Annotated in this window: 2 protein-coding genes and 1 pseudogene; all 3 read left to right on the forward strand. The window is 55.4% G+C overall.

Annotated elements, in window-relative coordinates; all coding sequences use genetic code 11:
* Nucleotides 1-302: RMD1 family protein (locus VMT71_13735; protein ID HVN25029.1), on the forward strand; the 302-nt coding region annotated here is incomplete at its 5' end.
* Nucleotides 303-1252: 950 nt separating this feature from the next.
* Nucleotides 1253-2742, forward strand: a pseudogene (gene ltrA, locus VMT71_13740) (group II intron reverse transcriptase/maturase).
* 82 nt (nucleotides 2743-2824) lie between these two features.
* Nucleotides 2825-3667: transposase (locus tag VMT71_13745; protein ID HVN25030.1), on the forward strand; the 843-nt coding region annotated here is incomplete at its 3' end.

The raw sequence follows: 3667 nt of genomic DNA on the forward strand, positions 1-3667 counted from the left end.
AAATTGGTGATGTACTGCTCATCCAGGCCCAGACAGTAGGCAGAGTCGAGGTGACAGAGAAGCCTGAGATCACATGGGATCAGCCGGCCCTGGATCGTCTGTATGAGCGCCTTGCCGCAGAGTACGAACTCCATGATCGAGACCTCGCCCTGTCGAGAAAACTTGAACTCGTATCCAGAACAGCCGAGACTTACCTGGATCTTTTGAATAGCCGCCAGAATATTCGTCTTGAATGGTACATTGTGGTCCTGATCCTCGTTGAAATAGGACTGGCGCTCTATCAATTTATCATTAAGCGCTGAAACGGGCCGAGAGCTTCGCAATGGTCTGCTAATCCCCAAGGTTATCCCACAACAACCAAAATACGGAAAACCCGATCCTTACACTATTCATATATTCATTTAGCTCTGCCATTCTGGATGACGGGGCGGTTTGAGGAGGCGATTTCGGCATACAAGAAAGCAATCCGTTTTGAGCCTAATGACATTAGACCTCACATAGGACTGACCTTTACATATAGTATGATGAGCCGAGAAAAGGAGGCCAATGCCGAAGCTGCAGAGGTTCTCAGGATAAATCCCAAGTTTTCATTGGACAACTATGCAAAGACGCTTACATTTAAGAATCAATCTGAAGCAGATAAAATCGTCAATGCTTTGCGCAGATCAGGGCTCAAGTGAGTGTGCTCTTGATATCATGAATCGGTGTAGCAAAGAATTTCCGGAAAGGCTCGGCGTTGTCCAAGGTTACCAGACGTAACGTGCAAACCCGCGCCGGAGTCACATTTTCACCCTTCCAGTCTCTATGCTCTAAAAGTCAGTTGTAGTGCAGGTAAGTAAAAGGCTACCCTCTTTCTGGGAAGAATCGGTAGTGGCGCTATCCACTACCAGTGCGCCGATGAAAACTGGCGAGGTGTCGTGAATGAAGGAGTCACACGATGAAGGCCTAGCGAGCCACGTCGGCCCCGAGTCATGCGCAGGGGTCTGTAAAGGCCAAGGCGAAGCGTTGACAGGGGTACGTGCGGGCCGGGTATTGAGCCGTGAAATGGATTTCAGTCCAGGGAGCCGACGCTGTTGGTAGAAGCGGAAGGCGAAAGCGGATGCATCGCTAGCGCGAGAGGTATTCGCTCCCTGCGCGGTCTGAGACCCCGCAGCACGCACGGAAACACCTTGCACGGGAATCGGGAGATCCCATGGCCGCCTCTGGAAGAGGGAACCGGAGGCCGTATCGGGAAGTCCAAGGACACAAGCCGATGATGCACGACCGTGGGAAGTCACACAGCCCCATACTACCAGAGAAGTCCCCGAACAACGCTCCGTCAAGAGCGGCGGAGGGGATGGAGGGAAGGGGGCTGGCCAAGGGGAAGACGCTTGAGCACAACACGCTCCGGACACAGGGCCGGGACGGCGTGCACCATGCGCTTGAGCGGATACGCGAAGCGGCAAAGGACAAGGGAAAGCGGTTTACTGCGCTCTTTCACCATGTCTACTCCGTGGAACTCCTGAGGGAAAGCTACTTCGACCTCAGGCGGGAAGCGGCTCCAGGCATAGACGGGGAGACATGGCGCCACTACGGAGGGAACCTTGACGAGCATCTCCGGGATCTTTCCTGTCGGCTGAAGCGAGGGGCGTACCGGGCGAGACCTGTCAGAAGGGCATACGTTCCCAAGGGAGATGGACGCGAAAGACCGATCGGACTTCCGGTACTGGAGGATAAGATCGTCCAGCGGGCCGTCACCGAGGTGCTGAACGCCATCTATGAGCAGGACTTTATCGGCTTCTCGTACGGGTTCCGGCCGGGGCGCAGTGCCCATCAGGCACTGGACATGCTCGTGGTGGGGCTCATGACGCGGAAGGTGAACTGGGTGCTCGATGCAGACATCCAAAAATTCTTCGATACCCTCGACCAGCGGTGGCTGGTCACGTGCATCGAGCGCCGCATCGGGGACCGGCGCATTGTGCGCCTCATCCAGAAATGGTTGAAGGCCGGTGTGCTGGAGAAGGGGAAGTGGACAGCGCGTGAGGTGGGTACGGTTCAGGGCGGCAGTATCAGTCCGCTGCTCGCCAACATCTACCTCCACTACGTGTTCGACCTGTGGGTCCATCACTGGAGAAAGACGCAGGCGGGTGGCGAGGTCATCGTCGTCCGCTATGCGGACGACTTCATTGTGGGATTCAAGTATCGTCGCGAGGCGGAACGGCTCCTGGCAGATCTCCGTAGGCGGTTACAGAGATTCGGGTTGGCACTCCATCCGGACAAGACACGGATTCTACAATTTGGCCGGTTTGCGAGGCAAGACCGGAGCTGCTGTGGGCAGGGAAAGCCGGAGACCTTCAACTTCCTGGGGTTTACCCACATCTGTGGGAGGACCAAGCAAGGGAAGTTTACCGTTCTCCGCAAGACGATGCGCACGAGGCTGCAGGCGAAGCTGAAAGAGGTCCGTCAAGAACTGAGGCAACGCATGCACGATCCGATTCCTGAGCAAGGGGCTTACCTGCGATCCGTCGTCGGAGGGCACATTCGCTACTACGGGGTGCCTCTGAACGGACGCTCGATATCGACCTTCCACAAGGAGGTCTGCTGGCTGTGGCTGAAAGTCCTCAAACGCCGAAGCCAGAAAGACCGTATGACTTGGGATAAGATGAAACGCCTCGTAAACAGGTGGCTTCCTCCTGCCCGTGTCTGTCATCCTTATTCTCTTGACCGTGTTGGCGTCACTACCTGAGGCAAGAACCGTATGCGGGAAAGCTGCCTGTACGGATCTGTGCGGGGGGCGTCAGGCGACTGGCGTCCCTACCGCGATAATCAAAAAGGAGGGCAGCCGATGAAGAAGATGTATAGGTTACAGGATTACGTGGTGCGCGGCAAGGAGATTTTTGTGGGGCTCGAGGATTCGAAGAGGACGTGGAAGATTGCGGTGCGCTCGGAGAAAATGGTGATCCACCAAGTAGCTATGGAAGCGAAGTACCCGGTGCTGATCGGCTATCTCAGAAACAAGTTTCCTGATTGTACCATTCACCTCATGTATGAGGCGAGCTTCAAAGGTTTTAACCTCTGCGATCAGCTCACCGTTGATGGCGTAGACTGCGTCCTCATCCCACCGCACCTCGTGACCGAACCCAAGGTGAACAGGGTCAAGACAGACAAAAGGGATGCCCGGCGCCTCGCCCTTATCCTGGAGCATCATGATTTCAAAGAAAGCTGCTACGTCCCCGATAAGGAGAGGCGAGAAGATCGCCAGGTAAGCCGTACCCTGATTGCCGTGCAGAAGGATATCATCCGCACGCGCAACCGTGTGCATCGGTTCCTGGAATTTCATGGCATCGAGGTTTCGTTTCCCGATAGATGGGGAAGAGATGAATTCCGTGCCCTCAAGCAGCTTGAGCTCTCAGAACCCTTACGCATCAGTCTCGATATCTTTCTCACCCAACTGGAAGAGCTCTGGGTTCACCAGGTTGCACTCAGAGACGCCCTGAAAAAATTGTGTAAGAAGGAGCGCTACCGCAAAGCGTATACCATCGCCCGTAGCCTCCCGGGGATCGGCTGGCTCACCGCGATCAGGTTCGTCCTCGAACTGGGGGAAGATCTCACCCGATTCACGAGCGGTAAGAAGATTGCGAGCTTCGTGGGGCTCACCTCGAGCGAATACTCGACGGGAGAGAAAATG

Source organism: Syntrophorhabdales bacterium (genome assembly GCA_035541455.1).
GTDB lineage: Bacteria > Desulfobacterota > Syntrophorhabdia > Syntrophorhabdales > WCHB1-27 > JADGQN01.